Source organism: Ruegeria sp. HKCCSA071, from assembly GCF_017872555.1.
GTDB lineage: Bacteria > Pseudomonadota > Alphaproteobacteria > Rhodobacterales > Rhodobacteraceae > Ruegeria.
Genome location: NZ_JAEDOX010000003.1, coordinates 130,788 through 146,685, shown reverse-complemented (window position 1 = coordinate 146,685; position 15,898 = coordinate 130,788). Strand labels below are relative to the sequence as shown.

At 59.2% G+C, this 15,898-nt stretch carries 18 protein-coding genes; 13 read left to right on the top strand and 5 right to left on the bottom strand.

Annotated features, from left to right (window positions below; all coding sequences use genetic code 11):
* Positions 1-22: 22 nt before the first annotated feature.
* The 4 genes from I9188_RS10355 to fsa all read right to left on the bottom strand — a co-directional run bounded on the left by I9188_RS10355 (position 23) and on the right by fsa (position 3,263).
* Entirely contained in the window at positions 23-718 is a 696-nt protein-coding gene (locus I9188_RS10355; protein ID WP_209505481.1) for a CDP-alcohol phosphatidyltransferase family protein, read from the bottom strand.
* A gap of 69 nt (positions 719-787) precedes the next feature.
* Entirely contained in the window at positions 788-1,708 is a 921-nt protein-coding gene (locus tag I9188_RS10350) for a tyrosine recombinase XerC (protein WP_209599613.1), read from the bottom strand.
* Positions 1,705-2,412, bottom strand: a complete 708-nt coding sequence (locus I9188_RS10345; protein ID WP_209505485.1) for a DUF484 family protein — start codon at positions 2,410-2,412, stop codon at positions 1,705-1,707. Before I9188_RS10345 ends, I9188_RS10350 begins: the two co-directional genes overlap by 4 nt.
* A 197-nt stretch (positions 2,413-2,609) precedes the next feature.
* Positions 2,610-3,263, bottom strand: coding sequence for a fructose-6-phosphate aldolase (gene fsa, locus I9188_RS10340; RefSeq protein WP_209599612.1), 654 nt, complete (start codon positions 3,261-3,263; stop codon positions 2,610-2,612).
* Between the two features lie 88 nt (positions 3,264-3,351).
* Here fsa and I9188_RS10335 point away from each other — a divergent pair, with 88 nt between their 5' ends.
* The 4 genes from I9188_RS10335 to I9188_RS10320 all read left to right on the top strand — a co-directional run bounded on the left by I9188_RS10335 (position 3,352) and on the right by I9188_RS10320 (position 8,251).
* A complete protein-coding gene (locus I9188_RS10335; protein WP_209599611.1) occupies positions 3,352-5,547 on the top strand; it encodes a primosomal protein N' in 2,196 nt (731 codons plus the stop codon).
* A gap of 79 nt (positions 5,548-5,626) precedes the next feature.
* The gene (locus I9188_RS10330) at positions 5,627-6,859 is read left to right on the top strand and encodes an MFS transporter (protein ID WP_209505491.1); all 1,233 of its coding nucleotides are present in this window, start codon (positions 5,627-5,629) and stop codon (positions 6,857-6,859) included.
* A gap of 66 nt (positions 6,860-6,925) precedes the next feature.
* Positions 6,926-7,804 carry a 50S ribosomal protein L11 methyltransferase gene (locus tag I9188_RS10325; RefSeq protein ID WP_209505503.1) on the top strand — a complete coding sequence of 293 codons (879 nt, stop codon included), beginning with the start codon at positions 6,926-6,928 and terminating at the stop codon, positions 7,802-7,804.
* Positions 7,805-7,894: 90 nt separating this feature from the next.
* Complete coding sequence (locus I9188_RS10320) at positions 7,895-8,251, top strand: hypothetical protein (RefSeq protein WP_245220528.1); 357 nt, start codon at positions 7,895-7,897, stop codon at positions 8,249-8,251.
* A 106-nt stretch (positions 8,252-8,357) separates the two neighbouring features.
* Here the strand turns inward: I9188_RS10320 and I9188_RS10315 are convergent, their stop codons facing one another.
* Positions 8,358-8,573: a DUF1127 domain-containing protein gene (locus tag I9188_RS10315; protein ID WP_209505505.1), complete on the bottom strand. Its 216-nt coding sequence runs from the start codon at positions 8,571-8,573 to the stop codon at positions 8,358-8,360.
* A gap of 333 nt (positions 8,574-8,906) precedes the next feature.
* Between I9188_RS10315 and ruvC the strand changes: the two genes are divergently transcribed.
* The 9 genes from ruvC (at position 8,907) to tolB (ending at position 15,883) form a co-directional block, all read left to right on the top strand.
* A complete protein-coding gene (gene ruvC / locus I9188_RS10310) occupies positions 8,907-9,404 on the top strand; it encodes a crossover junction endodeoxyribonuclease RuvC (RefSeq protein WP_209505507.1) in 498 nt (165 codons plus the stop codon).
* Positions 9,401-10,078, top strand: coding sequence for a Holliday junction branch migration protein RuvA (gene ruvA, locus I9188_RS10305; RefSeq protein WP_209505509.1), 678 nt, complete (start codon positions 9,401-9,403; stop codon positions 10,076-10,078). The genes ruvC and ruvA overlap by 4 nt, the downstream gene beginning before the upstream one ends.
* Positions 10,079-10,082: 4 nt before the next feature.
* Positions 10,083-11,102 (top strand): Holliday junction branch migration DNA helicase RuvB, encoded by a 1,020-nt coding sequence (gene ruvB / locus I9188_RS10300; protein ID WP_209505511.1) that lies wholly within the window; start codon positions 10,083-10,085, stop codon positions 11,100-11,102.
* A 64-nt stretch (positions 11,103-11,166) separates the two neighbouring features.
* A complete protein-coding gene (locus I9188_RS10295) occupies positions 11,167-11,790 on the top strand; it encodes a hypothetical protein (protein WP_209505514.1) in 624 nt (207 codons plus the stop codon).
* Positions 11,787-12,170 (top strand): tol-pal system-associated acyl-CoA thioesterase, encoded by a 384-nt coding sequence (gene ybgC, locus I9188_RS10290; protein WP_209505516.1) that lies wholly within the window; start codon positions 11,787-11,789, stop codon positions 12,168-12,170. Before I9188_RS10295 ends, ybgC begins: the two co-directional genes overlap by 4 nt.
* 109 nt (positions 12,171-12,279) lie before the next feature.
* Positions 12,280-12,975, top strand: a complete 696-nt coding sequence (tolQ, locus tag I9188_RS10285) for a protein TolQ (protein ID WP_209505518.1) — start codon at positions 12,280-12,282, stop codon at positions 12,973-12,975.
* A gap of 2 nt (positions 12,976-12,977) precedes the next feature.
* Positions 12,978-13,454 carry a protein TolR gene (gene tolR, locus I9188_RS10280; protein WP_209505520.1) on the top strand — a complete coding sequence of 159 codons (477 nt, stop codon included), beginning with the start codon at positions 12,978-12,980 and terminating at the stop codon, positions 13,452-13,454.
* A gap of 9 nt (positions 13,455-13,463) precedes the next feature.
* Positions 13,464-14,567, top strand: a complete 1,104-nt coding sequence (locus I9188_RS10275) for an energy transducer TonB (RefSeq protein ID WP_209505522.1) — start codon at positions 13,464-13,466, stop codon at positions 14,565-14,567.
* Positions 14,564-15,883 carry a Tol-Pal system beta propeller repeat protein TolB gene (gene tolB, locus I9188_RS10270; protein ID WP_209505524.1) on the top strand — a complete coding sequence of 440 codons (1,320 nt, stop codon included), beginning with the start codon at positions 14,564-14,566 and terminating at the stop codon, positions 15,881-15,883. Before I9188_RS10275 ends, tolB begins: the two co-directional genes overlap by 4 nt.
* Positions 15,884-15,898 lie beyond the last annotated feature (15 nt).

The window sequence follows — 15,898 nt, the reverse complement described above, 5'->3', positions numbered from 1 at the left end:
ACCCGGTCCGGCAGCGTTCGTGTCAGGTACGGCGCTGCGGCAACACCTGCTGTGCTATGCCTGCAAATGTCAGGTACAGGCTGGCGATGACCAGACCCCAGTGGGCCCAGCTTTCGGGATGAAAATCGACCCATGCGGCCCAGCCCGCAAAGAACGTCCACGCAAGGGCGACCGGCAAGGTCAGACTGCGCCAACGCTCGGTGCGCACGGGGTGAACGAATTTCAAAGGCAGAAACATCGCAAGCGACAACAGAGTGACCAGCAGCAGGATGATCCAGAAATTGGGCTCCAACGCGAAGATCACGACAACGAACATGTTCCAGCATCCGGGAAAGCCTGAAAAGGAATTGTCCTTGGTTTTCATGCGAGTGTCCGCGAAATACATCGCGCTGGCGAAGGTGATGACGATGATAGCGAACCAGCCGGTCCATCCATCCATCAATCCGGACTTGAACAACGCAAAGGCCGGGATGAACACATAGGTCAGATAATCGATGATCAGATCCAGCAAGACGCCGTCAAACTCGGGTGCGTTTTTCTTGACGTGATAGTGCCGCGCCAACGGGCCATCGATGCCATCAACAACGAAGGATACGACCAGCCAAAGGTACATGAGGCTCCATTTCTCTTCCACGGCGGCCAGCATGGCCAGCATTGCGAAGACGGCGCCCGTGGCAGTGAAGAGATGTACGGCAAGAGCTTTGAATCTGAGTGTCATGCTAGGGTCATGACCGATGCACGCCAGAGATGCAAACCAAAAGCCCGAGGTTTCTGTTCAATGTGTCAGTCACGCCTTTGGATGCGCACGGTTGTAGACTTCCATAAGCCGTGCAGTATCCACGGCGGTATAGGTCTGTGTGGTTGACAATGAGGCGTGCCCCAACAGTTCCTGAATGGCCCGCAGATCTCCTCCTGCGGACAACAGATGGGTGGCAAAGCTGTGTCTCATGGCATGAGGTGTGGCGGTTGAAGGTAGCCCCAGTTGCATCCGTGCCTTGGCCATGACGCCTTGAATCGCGCGCGGGTTCAGCGGGCCGCCACGAGCGCCCCGGAACAAGGCTGCGTCCTTCGCTTGCGGGTGGGGGCAAAGCTGAAGATATCGGTCAACCGCGTCTCGGGCAGCTGGAAGAACCGGGACGACCCGCTCCTTGCCGCCCTTCCCGACAATGCGCAACGTCTCGGGCAAGGGCGCGTCTGCACCGGTCAGAGACAAGGCCTCGGATATCCGCAGGCCGCATCCATAAAGCAGGGTGACAACCGCAACATCACGGGCCGCAACCCAGTCGGACACAGATTGCAGCTCGACCGTGTCAATCATGGCGCGCGCGGCGTCTTCGGCCAGAGGGCGGGGCAGTTTCTTGGTGAATTTGGGCGCGCGGGTCGACAGAACGGCGGTGGGTTCAAACCCCTCTCGCTCGGCCAGCCAACGATAGAAGCTTTTGACAGCAGAAAGCTTGCGCGCCAGGGATCGCGCGCCAATATCCCCGTTGCGCTGATCCGCCATCCAGGCGCGCATGTCCGACACGGTGATCCGTTCCAGCGCCTTCAGCCCCTGCCGCTCTGCGTGATGCAGGGTCATGAAAGACAGAAACTCGGTAACATCGCCGCGATAGGCGGTTTGCGTGTTTTGCGACCGCCCCGCCAGCGCGCCCAGAGTGTCCAGCCAGTGCTGGAGCGCGTCGCGGCAAGCGGGTGAGATAAGGTTCACGACAGCCAGTGGCGCATCGAGCGTTCGAATACGCCGGAAAAGAAGGTGAGAAGATCGGTGCCGAGTTGCGGTGTAAAATGCCGCGGATCACGGGCCCCCATGACGATCATGCCCGGCAGGCGACCCGGACCGAGATCCAGCTTCAGGCAGGCTTCCGAGCGCAACTGATCCGCCAGCGCGCCGAAAACACGTCGGTTTGGCTGATGAGTTTCGCGCAAGGTCACGTCGCGGACAGGGCCGCCGCGACCGTTCGTCAGGTATTGGTTGATAAAGCCGGGCTCTGCGATCGTCAGAACGCCTCCAAGCCTGTCGACAGCAGGATCGTTCTGAACCACGGTGGTTTCCAGAACCAGCGTGATATGGTCAACCCGCAGGATATTCGCGACATCAGTGCCAAGGGCACGCAGGAAATCCTCGAATTCGACCGGTTCCAGCAGGCGCAAAATCGCGCGGTGAACCTGATTGGTGCCTGCAAGGTTTTCATAGGCCGCCGCGATGACCGAGCGGTGGGTATCTTCCAGCCGGTCCAATCGCGCCTCAAGCCGCTGCATGGCAATGCCGCGCAGATCGATCACATTATCACCCCGGGCGCGTTCGTTCGCGGCCACAAGGGCTTGCATCAGGTCCTTGTCGTCCAGAACGACGTCGGGCTCGGCCAGAATTGCCGCGCGGAGATTATCCTCGAGTTTGGGATTGCTGCTCATGTCCTGTCCGGTCTTTTTTTGTTGGGCGGCTTATAACATGCCGAACCGGATTTGCCTTGGGAAAAATGCACGCAAGAGTGGATTTCCCCGGATGCTGTGGCGGATTGGCTCCCGCCTGCCACGCTTGATCGCAGATCAGGCTTTGGGCCGTTGGGCCGGGCGCGGCGCCTGATGGCGCCGCGCGGTTGCATACCAGATCAGAGGATTTTCTGACCGGTTTTGGCCCAGTCTGCCAGAAAGGTTTCCAGACCGTTGTCGGTCAGCGGGTGATCGGCCAGTTTCTTGATCACGGCTGGCGGCGCGGTGATGACGTCCGCACCAATGCGGGCACTTTCGGTGACATGGTTCACGGTGCGGATCGAAGCAGCCAGAATTTCGGTTTCGAATCCGTAATTGTCATAGACCTGACGGATGTCGGCGATCAGATCCATGCCATCCAGGTTGATATCGTCCAGACGGCCGATGAAGGGCGAAATGAAGGTCGCACCTGCTTTTGCAGCCAGAATCGCCTGATTGGTCGAAAAGCACAGGGTGACGTTGACCATCTGCCCTTCGTCGCTGAGCGTCTTGCAGGTTTTCAGACCGGCCCATGTCAGTGGAACCTTCACTGCGATATTCGGGGCAATCTTGGCCAGCTTGCGGCCCTCGGCGATCATGTCATCAGCTTCGGTGGCGACAACTTCGGCGGAAACGGGACCGTCGACCAGATCGCAGATCTCTTTGGTCACTTCCAGAATGTCGCGGCCTGATTTCAGAATCAGCGAGGGGTTGGTGGTCACGCCGTCCACCATGCCCAGGTCGTTCAGTTCAGCGATGGCGTCGATCTCGGCGGTGTCTACGAAGAATTTCATGAGGGCAGTCCTTTGATGGGTTGGCCTTGGTCGCGGATGGCTTTACCTCAAAGAGAGCCATGCTGGAACCCCCTGCAAAGGATATGCTGTGAGCGCTAACGGATTTTTCGACGAGGGAGAGCTGATTGCGGTGCTGACAACGCAGCCGTTGGACCGGACGTTGGATTACAAAGCGCCGGAAGGAGGATGCTTTCTGGGTGCGTTTGTCGAGGTACCGCTTGGTCCGCGCAAGGTGTTGGGGGTTGTCTGGGGGCCGGGGCAGGGTGGATTCGATCTGAACAAGGCGCGGTCGGTGATCCGTGTGCTTGAAGTTGCGCCCATGCGCGAGGAAATGCGGGCATTCCTCGGCAAGGTTGCCGACTACACCCTGACGCCAATGCCCGCGATGTTGCGATTGGCGACCCGCGCGCCGGGGCTGGGTGACCCACCTTCCATGCGCAAGATCTATCGTTTGGGAACCTCCCTGCCAGACCGGATGACCGACGCCAGAACCCGTGTACTTGATGTGTTGCGCGACTATGGTGGGCTGGCATTTACGTTAAAGGAACTGGCGGAACAGGCCGGGGTAACTTCGTCCGTTGTCAAAGGCTTGGTCAAGCAAGGCGCGGTTCGCGAAGAAGACAGCCCGCGTGACCTGCCGTTTCCACGTCTTGATCCCGACTTACCGGGAAAGGTTCTGACCGAAGATCAGGCAAGTGCGGTTGCGCAGCTTCGCGCCGGGCAACGGACGGGGAAATACGGCACGACGCTTCTGAAAGGCGTGACGGGTTCCGGCAAGACCGAAGTCTATCTGGAGGCCGTGGCCGAAGCGCTGCGCATGGGGCGGCAGGCGCTTGTCCTTATGCCGGAAATTGCGCTGACCGCAGAGTTCCTGACCCGCGTTGAGGCGCGGTTTGGCGCGCGCCCCGCCGAGTGGCATTCGGGCGCGACCATGACTGAACGCAGGCGGGTCTGGCGGATGGTTGGGCAGGGGGAAGCTCAACTGGTTGTTGGCGCGCGGTCAGCCCTGTTTCTGCCATTTCGCGATCTGGGGCTGGTCGTGGTGGATGAGGAACACGACACCTCGTACAAACAGGAAGACGGGGTGCATTACAGCGCGCGAGACATGGCTGTCCTGCGGTCTGCCATCTGCGGCGCGCGGGTGATTCTGGCCAGCGCAACCCCGTCGCTGGAAAGCTGGGCGAATGCCGAGGCAGGTAAATATGATCGGATCGACCTGACTTCGCGTTTCGGCGCGGCGGTATTGCCCGAGATGAAGCCCATCGACATGCGGGCCGAACAGATGCAGGCCGGAACGTGGATATCTCCGACATTGCGGCAAGCGGTGCAGCAGCGGATCGAGAAAGGCGAGCAGTCGCTGCTGTTCATCAACCGCCGTGGCTATGCACCGGTTACCCTGTGCCGTGCGTGCGGAGAACAGATCGCCTGCGACCATTGCGACGCGCGCATGGTCGAGCATCGGTTTCTCAAGCGCCTGATGTGCCACCAATGTGGTGAGACCAAGCCGATGCCCGAGATCTGCCCTTCCTGCGGGGTCGAGGGCAAGCTGGCCCCGGTGGGGCCGGGCATTGAGCGTTTAGCCGAAGAGGCCGAAGCAACCTTCCCCGAGGCCAGGATTGCCATGCTGAGTTCTGATCTGTTCGGCTCAGCCCGGGCACTAAAGGCCAAGATCGAAGAGATTGCGGCAGGGGACGCCGATATCGTCATCGGAACGCAATTGGTGGCCAAGGGGCACAACTTTCCCAAGCTGACATTGGTGGGGGTGATCGACGCGGATCTCAGTCTGCATGGCGCAGACCTGAGGGCCGCTGAACGAACATTTCAGCTGATGCGACAGGTTGCGGGGCGTGCCGGTCGGGCTGAAAAACCAGGGCAGGCGCTGTTACAGACTTTTCAGCCGGAACATCCGGTAATCCGGGCGATTCTGTCGGGTGATGAGGAAGGGTTCTGGAAAGCTGAGGCAGCGGGTCGGCAAGCGGCCGGTGTGCCGCCCTATGGTCGCATGGCCGGGATCGTGTTGTCGGGGCCCGAGGTCGGCCCGGTTTTCGATATCGGCAATGCAATGGCCCGCAACGATGCGCCCTTGCGCGCGATCGATGCTCAGGTCTTTGGCCCCGCGCCTGCACCCATTGCGCGTATACGCGGCCGCCACAGAGTGCGCTTGTTGGTGAAAGCCCCGAAAGGGGCGCCGATTCAGGATGCCATTGCCCGCTGGATCGCCCCTTTGCGTCTCAAGGGTGATATTCGCCTGACCGTCGATATCGACCCACAAAGTTTTTACTGACCTCTGCATCTGTGCAGGGTGATTGTGCGCAGACCGCTTCCCTCTCGCCAAAGCAGTGAAATGGGCGTAGAGGACTCTCATGCTGAAACCCATGCCCCTTGCCGAGGCGCAGAGCCTTCCGTTCTGGCGTCGCCCTGTCACGCTTCTGTTCGTGATGGCCTTGACCATGCCCATCGCGTTCAACGCGTGGAGCGCGCTGTTGAACAACTTCGTCATTGAGGCAGCGAAATTCGACGGGGCCGATATCGGCCTGCTGCACACGGTGCGCGAGATTCCGGGCTTTCTGGCGGTCGGCGTGATTGCCGTCATCATTTTCATTCGCGAGCAGGTGCTGGCCATGATCTCGCTGATGATGCTTGGGATCGCAACGGCTTTGACAGCCTGGTTCCCAAGCCTTGGCGGATTGCTGTTCGTGACCTTGTTCAGTTCAATCGGGTTTCACTACTATGAGACTGTAAACCAGTCGCTTCAGTTGCAATGGCTTCCCAAGGATCGCGCGCCGCAGATTTTGGGATGGCTGGTCGCAATGGGCTCGGCTGCAACGATGGTGGTGTACGGGCTGATCGTTCTGACCTGGGAGCGGTTCGATCTGTCGTACAACTTTGTCTTCATGGCTGCTGGCGGTGCAACAGCTTTGCTGGCCCTGTTTTGCCTGTTTGCCTTCCCGCAATTCGATGCCCCCACGCCGCAAACAAAGAAACTGATCGTACGCCGTCGATACTGGTTGTATTACGCGCTGCAATTCATGGCGGGTGCGCGGCGACAGATTTTTGTCGTGTTTGCCGGGTTCATGATGGTCGAGAAGTTCGGCTTTGAAGTTCATGAGCTGACCAGCCTGTATCTGATCAACCTGATGATCAACATGATGGTTGCTCCGTTGCTGGGTAAAGCGGTGGCCAAGTTTGGCGAACGGCGTACATTGATTTTTGAATATACCGGTCTGGCAATCGTGTTCGCGGCCTATGGTGGCATCTACTGGTTCGGCTGGGGCGTGCTGTTGGCGGCGATACTCTATGTCATCGACCATGTGCTGTTCGCGCTGGCGCTTGCACTGAAAACCTATTTTCAGAAAATCGCCGATCCGGCGGATATTGCGCCAACTGCCGCAGTCGCGTTCACGATCAACCATATCGCCGCGGTTTTCTTGCCCGCGTTGCTGGGTTTGCTCTGGGTCGTGTCACCAGGTGCTGTGTTTGGCCTTGCGGCGGCTATGGCGGTCGTTTCTCTGCTGTTGTCCCTGCTGGTCCCACGCCACCCCGAACCGGGTAATGAGACCATCCTGAGCAAGTACGCACCGGCCCTGGCGGAGTAGGTCGCAAAGCTTGACGTTGGCGGCGCGCCGTCCTACGCGCAGTGCCAACTGACACAGGAGGCCCCCATGCCCACATTCACTGCGCTGACCACGTTGACAGGTAAGAAAGCCGCCGAAGGTCTGGGCGAAGCGATGGAGCGGTTGGAGCCCGAACCCACCGGCGTCGGTGTGTTCGAGGTCGAAGACGGCTCGGGTCTGTGGGAAGTGGGTGGATATTTCACCGAAGCCCCGGACGAGACCGCATTGGCCGTTCTGGCAGTTGCCTTTGAAGCCAAACCTTTTGTTGTGTCGGAATTGCCTGAAACCGATTGGGTGGCCCATGTGCGGCGCGAGCTTGCCCCGGTTCAGGCGGGCCGCTTTTTTGTTTATGGCAGCCACGATGCCGACAAGCTGCCCGACGGTCGCATTCCACTGCTGATCGAGGCGGCAATGGCCTTTGGCACCGGACATCATGGCACCACGCTGGGATGTCTGAAAGCTCTGGACCGGTTGTTGGATGAAGGGTTCAGTGCCTCGAAAGTAGCGGATATCGGTTGCGGCACGGCGGTTCTGGCCATGGCGGCAGCCCGGGTATGGGACGGCGATTTCATTGCCAGCGATATCGACGAGGTGGCCGTTGAGGTGGCCGAAGCCAACCTGAAGGCAAACGGTATGTCCGGCGCGGTTCAATGTGTTGAAGCCGCAGGTTTCGACCATCCCGACCTCAAGGCGCACGCGCCATACGATCTGATCTTTGCCAATATCCTCAAAGGGCCTTTGGTGGCTTTGTCACCCGAAATGGCAGCGAATCTCCGCCCAGGTGGGCACGCGATCCTGTCGGGAATCCTTAACGAACAGGCCGATGACGTGGTTTTCGTTTATTCACAAAACGGGTTCAATCAGACCTATAGGGCCGAGATTGGTGAGTGGACGACCCTAATTTTAACCAAACAGGGCGCGAATTAGGCCATTTGCAGGAGTTTTATAGGTTTTTGCCACGTTTTTGTCGCAATCTCTTTTTACCGTTTTCTGAATGAAGTCGAGGGGGGCGGTTTTTTGGAGGCTGCCATGACGGGTAAACAACTGGAATTCAATCAGCGCGTAAGTCGCCTGAACAAGAAACACCAAAAAATGAGCCGTGGCTATCGCGCGACGATGCGCAAGGATGGCCTGGTGGTGATGAAACCGCAGCGGGTGAGCTCGGCGGTGCCAGCAAAGGTACTGTTGCTTACGCTTGTGGGTTTCTTCGCCTTCAAAGCATTTCTTTTGTCCCACCTTGGCCCGACTGGCTATCAATATCGGATCGACAGCCTGAACGAAGGAACGCCGGTCGAAAAAGCCGGTGCCTGGGTGATGCAAATCGATCCAGTGTCGCAAGCCCTCGCCGCTCAGCTGAACAAAGTTTTCTACTAATCCGCTCCCTCGGATTAAAAAAACACCGCGTACCCTTACGGTGCGCGGTGTTTTTGTGTGCCCCTCAAGGGAGGAGGAAGGGGCAAATAAGTGTTGGGGTCGGTTCTTAGCGGCGACCTTCGGCGATGGTGTCGATGTCACCACGGCACAGGCCGATATCATCCAATTCGCGATCGGTCAGACCGGTCAGCGCGTTGCGGGTTACGCGGGCGTCATTCCATTCAACTGCGGCGTTAACGGCCGATACGAAAAATGCGCCGATACGGCCAACAAGGCCGAACGAGCCAGTGGTAGCGACGCGGGTTGTGTCCAGTGCAGCCATATCCTGTTTCCTTCTGGTTAGTGTTCACATTGCATTTCTGCGATCTGCCGGGCATCTAGTGCTGTAACTTCGTCCGCACAAGTTCAGTTTTTGCATGTGTCCTATGCGTTTTCTGCAAGGCTTCACGAAGCTGTAACCCCCTTTAACAATTGGTGAAAAAGCCTTTGGGAAAGTGTCGAATTCAGACTTCACTGGGTCGCAAAACGCGCTCGAAGTCGCGCCTGAGACACGCGTGTCGTTTTTAGCCCTGGGGTCAATTCGCTTGGAAAATGTTCACGCTTCGTGCTAGGCGTTGAAAAAAGATCACACAACCCGAGCAGGCCGAGGCAAAATATGCGAATTCTGGGCATCGATCCGGGGCTTAGAACCCTGGGATGGGGCGTCATCGAATCAAATGGCAGCCGCCTGAGCCATGTGGCCAATGGATTGTGCAAATCGGATGGGGACGATCTGGGCGAGCGGCTGCTGTCGCTGCACAATCAGATTGTCGAAGTTATTGCGGATCACAAGCCCGATCAGGCCGCTATCGAACAGACATTCGTAAATAAGGACGGGGCCGGAACTCTCAAGCTTGGGCAAGCGCGTGGCGTGGCGTTGCTGACGCTGGCACAAGCTGGTCTGCCGGTGGGCGAATATGCCCCCAACCGGGTCAAAAAGACCGTGGTGGGTGTGGGCCACGCCGAGAAAGAGCAGGTTTTGCACATGGTCAAACTGCAATTACCGGGCTGTTTGCCGAAAGGGGCCGACGCGGCGGATGCACTGGCGATTGCAATCTGCCACGCCTATTACGGAAAGACGCAACAGGCGCGTGTGAAAGAGGTGCGGGCATGATCGGCAAACTGACGGGGCGGCTGGATTACCGCGCGGCGGACCATGTGCTGATCGATGTCCGGGGCGTCGGCTATCTTGTCTATTGTTCCGACCGGACCTTGGCGGCATTGCCGGGGGCGGGCGAGGCGGTATCGATCTACACCGACATGGTTGTCCGCGAAGACCTGATGCAGCTTTACGGGTTTCTGTCGCTTGTCGAGAAAGAGTGGCACCGCCTGCTGTGCTCGGTCCAGGGGGTCGGCGCGAAGGTGTCGCTGGCGATCCTGAGTGCACTGGGGCCCGACGGTGTCAGCCGCGCAATTGCCCTTGGGGACTGGGGCGCGGTCAAGGCGGCCAAGGGCGTCGGGCCAAAAACCGCCCAGCGGATCGTGTTGGACCTCAAGGATAAGGCACCTGGCGTGATGGCCATGGGCGGCACGATTGCTCAGGCGATGGACGGGCCGGAACTCGAGGTTGTTGAACCAAATGACGCTACGCCCGCGCCGAGACGTGTTCCGAAACCGCCATCGGGTGCAGCGGCCGCGTCTGCCGGGGCGTTGTCGGCGTTGGCCAACCTTGGATATGGGCCGTCCGAGGCGGCAGGTGCCGTGGCTGAAGCGGCTGCCAGTCAGCCGGATGCGGACGAGGCTGATCTGATCCGCGCGGCCCTCAGGCTGTTGGCTCCGAAAGGGTAAGTGAATGGTTGAAGCTGATCCCACCCTGCGCCCGGAACCCCTGCCGGAAGACAATGACCGCGCTTTGCGTCCTCAGGGGCTGGATGAATTCATTGGTCAGGCTGAGGCGCGCGCCAACTTGCGCATCTTTATCCAGTCTGCCCGGCAACGCGGCGAGGCGATGGACCACACCTTGTTTCACGGACCTCCGGGTTTGGGTAAGACGACCCTCGCGCAGATCATGGCACGTGAATTGGGGGTGAACTTCCGCATGACCTCAGGCCCGGTTCTGGCCAAGGCGGGGGATCTGGCGGCGATCCTAACCAATCTTGAATCGCGTGACGTGCTGTTCATCGACGAGATTCACAGGCTCAACCCGGCGGTGGAAGAAGTGCTGTACCCGGCGATGGAAGATTTCGAGCTGGATCTTGTTATTGGTGAAGGTCCTGCTGCGCGCACCGTTCGGATCGAATTGCAACCATTCACGCTGGTGGGGGCCACCACGCGGATGGGTCTGCTGACAACGCCCTTGCGTGACCGGTTTGGTATCCCGACCCGGCTTCAGTTCTACACGGTCGATGAATTGCACGAAATCGTCACCCGGAACGCGCGGAAACTGGGCGCGCCCGCGGATAACGATGGTGCGCGCGAAATCGCACGCCGGTCGCGCGGAACGCCGCGTATCGCCGGGCGATTGCTGAGGCGTGTTGTGGATTTCGCGATTGTCGAAGGGGATGGGCGGATTACACGGGACCTGGCCGATGGTGCCTTGACCCGTCTCGGCGTCGATAATCTGGGTCTTGATGGTGCAGACCGGCGGTATCTGAAGCTGATTGCCGAAAACTATGCGGGCGGCCCGGTAGGGATTGAAACCCTGTCTGCCGCGCTGTCCGAAAGCCGCGACTCGCTTGAGGAAGTGATTGAGCCGTATTTGCTGCAACAGGGGCTGATCCAACGTACTCCGCGCGGGCGGATGCTGGCGCAGAAAGCGTGGACGCATCTTGGGATGGCCGCGCCCAAACGGCAAAGCGATCTGTTCGGTTGAAGCCCGCGCGCTTAGATTTTATGCCTTTCGGCGAGAGTATTTTTGAAAAGATGAAGGGCAGGCGGTGACACCGGAAGAAATTGAAGCGCTGTTCACACGCGAAAGCGGCGAGTTTCTGTTTGCGCGTTGGGGGCGGCCAATTGTTCCGATCGTTTTCGGCGTCGAGGACGAGACGCTGGCCACCGTAAAGGGGGCTTTTGAGGCGGTTGTCACGCTGGCCGGTCACCAAATGGCTGAGACGGACCCTGAGCTTGGCGCGAACTGCATGGTTTTCTTTTTCCGGGACTGGCAGGAGCTGCTGGAGGTACCGGACCTTGATCGATTGATCCCGGATCTGGAACCTTTGGTCGCGCGTCTGGTCGCGGCAGATGCAAACCAGTACCGCATTTTCCGGTTCGAAGAAGATGGCGCGATCCGCGCAGCGTTTGTTTTTCTGCGCATGAACAAGGAATTGTGCAAGGTTCCGGCGGAAACCCTTGCGCTCAATCAGGTCGTGCAGACCATCTTGCTCTGGTCGGACACTGCATTTCGCAATCAATCGCCACTGGCAATCGCAGGTAAGGCCACGATCCTGCGTCCCGACATCGCGGCCTTGATCCGGGCGGCCTATGATCCGGTTTTGCCACGGGCGGCACAGGATGCCTCGCACGCGTTAAGGCTGTTTGCCCGACTGGAGGCGTTGCAATGAAACACACCTACCCCATCCGCGTGTATTATGAAGACACCGACATGGGCGGGGTTGTCTATCACGCGAACTACCTGCGCTATATCGAACGCGCGCGCTCGGACTGGGTGCGTAATCTGGGCAATGACCAAAACGCCATGCGGGACGAGGGCATTGTTTGGGTTGTGCGGCGGGTCGAGGCCGAGTATCTGGCACCTGCGAGGTTCGATGATGAATTGATCGTCGAAACCGAAGTCACCGAAATTTCGGGCGTGCGTCTGACCATGGCGCAGCTTGTCCGACGCGGTGAGACCGAAATATTTCGTGCATCTGTCACGGCCGTTTGCATCAATAAAGCAGGCAAGCCGATCCGTTTGCCGGCAGAGATTCGCGCATTGATGTAACAATTTGCGGACCATGGGTGGTTCTGTTGGCTTTTCATGACCAACTGAGATAGCGTTTGGCAAAACAAGGCCAAACGAACGGCCATCAGGCAAAACAAAGAGCAGGTTCATGGAAGCTGAAACGCTGGCGCTGGCGCAGGAGATCGACTTCTCCATGTGGGGGCTGTTTGCCCGCGCGACCTTTATCGTCAAACTGGTGATGCTGGTACTTACCGGCGCATCCATCTGGTCCTGGGGGATCATCATTCAGAAGCTGATCAACTATCGCGCGGCCCGACGCGAGGCGCAGGTTTTTGATGAAAGCTTCTGGTCGGGCAACCCGTTGGATGAGTTGTTCGAGCAGATCGGAACCCAGCCGGATGGCAGCTCGGAAAAAATCTTTGCATCAGGCATGATCGAATGGCGCAGGTCGCATCGCAATGATGGCGGGCTGATTGCCGGGGCAACCGCGCGGATCGACCGGTCGATGGATGTCGCTATCGCGAAAGAGGCGGAAACCCTGCAAAAAGGGCTTCCCATACTGGCGACTGTTGGCTCCACGGCTCCGTTTATCGGGCTGTTTGGCACCGTTTGGGGTATCATGAATGCGTTCATCGAGATTGCCGAACAGCAAAACACCAACCTTGCCGTTGTGGCCCCTGGTATTGCCGAGGCGTTGATGGCGACAGGTTTGGGCCTTTTGGCGGCGATCCCGGCGGTGATTTTCTATAACAAACTCAGCGCTGATAGTGACCGGATCGTTGGCGGCTATGAAGCTTTTGCGGATGAATTCGCAACCATCCTGTCGCGCCAGTTGGACAGCTGACGATGGGCGCTGCGATCCAGCAATCGTCGGGCGGCAAAGGGCGCAGACGTGGTCGGCGTCGCGGTCGCGCACAGCCGATGGCCGAGATCAATGTGACGCCATTCGTGGATGTCATGCTGGTGTTGCTGATCATCTTCATGGTGGCCGCGCCATTGCTGACGGTTGGCGTTCCGGTCGATCTGCCCAAGACCGCAGCCAGCGCGCTGCCCGGTGACAATGAAGAGCCTTTGACCGTGACCCTGACCGCAGACGGCCGCGTGCAGATCCAGACCACCGATGTGTTGCGCGAAGAATTGATTGGTAAACTGCGTGCCATTGCGGCAGAGCGGAGCAGTGACCGGGTTTTCCTGCGGGCCGATGGTGCAATCCCTTACGCACAGGTGATGCAGGTCATGGGTGCGCTGAACGCGGGCGGGTTTTCCAACGTTGGCCTTGTAACCGATACCGGCGGGCCGACGCTGGATGAAGGTGGAGAGTGAGGTCGCACGGTGGATACCGGCACCAAGATTTCAGCGATTGCGCATGTCAGCCTGATCGGATGGGCGATGTTCGGCGGTACCTTCCGGTCCGAACCGTTGCCGATGGCTGTGCAGGATGTCTCAGTGATCACGGCTGAACAATTCGCGGCCATGACGGCCCAGCGGGATGCGCCGGAACTCCCCGAAGTGCCGACCGCGTTGCAGCAACCGCCCGAGCCGGAGGCTGTGACCAAGCCGCCGGAACCCAAGATTGATGAACAGCCCCGCCCTGAACCTGTTGCACCGGCTGAACCAGAACCAGAGCCAGAGCCCATCATCGTGGAAGCGCCGCCAGAACCGGAGGTTCCTGACGAGCCTCCGGTTCTGACGGAACCTCAGGTCGAACCTGTTGCACAGCCTGCGCCGCCCGGTCCGGAGGCACAGCCGCGTCCATCAGATCGCGTCGCGCCCGAGGCGATAGCTCTGCCACCGCCCGAGGCAAAGCCTGATGATTTTGAAACGCCGCCGGTATCCCTGGATGAAGGCGCAGAGGTTCAGCAGGAACAGCAGGATCAGACCGCGCCGCAAGAGGCAGCCCCGGAGATTGTGACCGAGGCAGAGGAAGCCAAGGAACAGTCGCCCCTGACATCTCCGCGGCCGCGCGTGCGTCCAAACCGGCCAAACCCGCCGCAGGAACCCGCTGTGGTCAAAACGCCTGAGGCGACCGCGGAACCCGAAAAACAAACCGATGAAACGGCAATCAACGACGCCCTGGCCGAAGCCTTGGGCAGCGGGTCCGAACCTTCTGGCCCACCGCTGACCAGCGGAGAGAAAGACGCGATGCGACTGGCTGTTTCTGGATGTTGGAATGTGGGTTCCTTGTCCACGGATGCGCTGAACATTGTGGTTGTTGTTGCGTTCTCACTGAACCGCGATGGTACGGTCGTCGACGGCAGTGTTCGGATGCTGGACAGCTCTGGCGGCTCGGCAGGAGCCGTTAAACAAGCCTACGAAGCCGCGCGACGCGCTATTTTGCGCTGCGGAGCCAAAGGATATGATTTGCCTGCTGACAAATACGAACATTGGCAGGATGTTGAGATTACATTTAACCCCGAGAGGATGCGGATCAAATGATGAAGCTTCTGACCAGCCTCTTTGTCGGCCTGACACTGATGTCTGCGCCGGTTTATGCACAGAACGGGCCCTTGCGTCTGGAACTGGATGAGGGGATTATCGAACCCTTGCCCTTTGCCGTTCCGGATTTTGTGCCGGACAGTCCGGCCGCAGCTCAGTTCGCGCAGGATATCTCGCGCGTGGTGGCGGCTGACCTGACCGGGACCGGGTTGTTCCGCGAAATCTCCTCGGATGCGTTCATCAGCCGGGTCAGCAGCTTCGAAGCTCCGGTTCAGTTTGCGGATTGGAAGGCGATCAACGCTGACGCGCTGGTCACGGGCGCTGTCAATGTGTCCGGTCAGAAACTGACGGTCCGGTTCCGGGTGTGGGATGTGTTTTCGGGCCAGGAACTGGGCAATGGCCTTCAACTGGCAGGTACCACCGAGGGGTGGCGGCGCATGGCGCATAAGGTGGCCGATCAGGTCTATAGCCGGATCACAGGTGAAGGCGGTTATTTTGACAGCCGCGTTGCCTTTGTTTCGGAAAGCGGGCCGAAGGACCAGCGCCTGAAGCGTTTGGCGATCATGGATTACGATGGCGCGAATGTGCAGTACATGACTGACAGCGCCGCAATCGTTCTGGCGCCTCGGTTCTCACCCACCGGTGACCGGCTGCTTTATACAAGTTATGAAAGCGGCAGCCCGCGCATTTACGTGACTGAAGTCGGGCGCCCGAAACCACGGGAACTGAAGACGCAGGACGGGACGATGAGCTTTTCGCCACGGTTCTCGCCAGATGGCCGGTCGATTGTCTATTCGCTGATTCAGGGCGGCAATACCGATCTGTGGAAGATGGATATCGCCTCGGGGCAAAGTACGCGCCTGACCAACACGCCTGCAATTGAAACGGCCCCCAGCTATTCACCTGATGGCAGCCGGATCGTCTTTGAAAGCGACCGCTCCGGCACACCGCAATTGTACGTGATGGCAGCAAACGGGGGCGAGGCCACGCGGATCAGCTTTGGCGCGGGCCGCTATGGTACCCCGGTCTGGTCACCGCGCGGCGACCTGATCGCCTTTACCAAGCAGAACCAGGGCCGGTTCCATATCGGCGTGATGCGCATCGACGGGTCAGAAGAACGTTTGCTGACAGCCTCTTTCCTGGATGAAGGCCCCACGTGGTCGCCCAATGGCCGGGTCATCATGTTTACCCGCGAAACGCAGGGGGCCAGTGGTAGGGCATCGCTTTACTCGGTGGATATCTCGGGCAGGAACCTGCGCCCGGTACGTACACCGGACGGCGGCAGCGATCCGTCCTGGGGTCCATTGCAGAATTGATCGCAGCAAAGTTCA

Bases quoted from the DNA above. Each gene is read 5' to 3' on its own strand.
- I9188_RS10355 (WP_209505481.1), bottom strand. From the start codon at position 718: ATGACACTCAGATTCAAAGCTCTTGCCGTACATCTCTTCACTGCCACG.
- I9188_RS10345 (WP_209505485.1), bottom strand. From the start codon at position 2,412: ATGAGCAGCAATCCCAAACTCGAGGATAATCTCCGCGCGGCAATTCTG.
- fsa (WP_209599612.1), bottom strand. From the start codon at position 3,263: ATGAAATTCTTCGTAGACACCGCCGAGATCGACGCCATCGCTGAACTG.
- I9188_RS10330 (WP_209505491.1), top strand. From the start codon at position 5,627: ATGCTGAAACCCATGCCCCTTGCCGAGGCGCAGAGCCTTCCGTTCTGG.
- I9188_RS10325 (WP_209505503.1), top strand. From the start codon at position 6,926: ATGCCCACATTCACTGCGCTGACCACGTTGACAGGTAAGAAAGCCGCC.
- I9188_RS10315 (WP_209505505.1), bottom strand. From the start codon at position 8,573: ATGGCTGCACTGGACACAACCCGCGTCGCTACCACTGGCTCGTTCGGC.
- ruvC (WP_209505507.1), top strand. From the start codon at position 8,907: ATGCGAATTCTGGGCATCGATCCGGGGCTTAGAACCCTGGGATGGGGC.
- ruvA (WP_209505509.1), top strand. From the start codon at position 9,401: ATGATCGGCAAACTGACGGGGCGGCTGGATTACCGCGCGGCGGACCAT.
- ruvB (WP_209505511.1), top strand. From the start codon at position 10,083: ATGGTTGAAGCTGATCCCACCCTGCGCCCGGAACCCCTGCCGGAAGAC.
- ybgC (WP_209505516.1), top strand. From the start codon at position 11,787: ATGAAACACACCTACCCCATCCGCGTGTATTATGAAGACACCGACATG.
- tolQ (WP_209505518.1), top strand. From the start codon at position 12,280: ATGGAAGCTGAAACGCTGGCGCTGGCGCAGGAGATCGACTTCTCCATG.
- tolR (WP_209505520.1), top strand. From the start codon at position 12,978: ATGGGCGCTGCGATCCAGCAATCGTCGGGCGGCAAAGGGCGCAGACGT.
- tolB (WP_209505524.1), top strand. From the start codon at position 14,564: ATGATGAAGCTTCTGACCAGCCTCTTTGTCGGCCTGACACTGATGTCT.